This window comes from Corallococcus sp. CA054B (genome assembly GCF_003611625.1).
Lineage (GTDB): Bacteria > Myxococcota > Myxococcia > Myxococcales > Myxococcaceae > Corallococcus > Corallococcus coralloides.
Genome location: NZ_RAVY01000442.1, coordinates 1 through 415 on the forward strand (window position 1 = coordinate 1; position 415 = coordinate 415).

The 415-nt window shown below is 65.1% G+C and carries 1 pseudogene; it reads left to right on the plus strand.

Features of this window, described 5'->3' with window-relative positions:
* Window positions 1-415 (plus strand): annotated as a pseudogene (locus D7V80_RS41235) (TIGR03752 family integrating conjugative element protein); the annotation flags it as partial.

Below are 415 nucleotides of genomic sequence, written 5' to 3' on the forward strand. Positions count from 1 at the left end.
GCGGTAGCCAGCGGGACCGCCTCGGGCGACTGGACACTCTCCTGCGTGCGTGGGCAGATCCGCAGCCTCACGTTCGTGTTCAACGACGGGACCGTGCGCACCTTCCCGGCGCCGGCCGAGGAGGTGAATGACAACCAGAGCAACAACAACCAGACCGCCAGCGCCGACCAGAAAACCATCCAGGGCGGTCTCGGCTGGATCAGCGACCCCTACGGCATCCCCTGCATCGCCGGTGATCGCCGATCCAATGCCAAGGAGTACCTGGGCAATCAGAGCCTACTCACGGCTGCCGGGGCCGGCATCGCCAAGCTCCTGGACGCCGACGAGAACAACACCAGTACCGTCTTCAGCGGCAACGGCACCAGCTTCGGGACGACCGGAACCAACAGCAACTCGGCCCTCAACAGCATCCTCT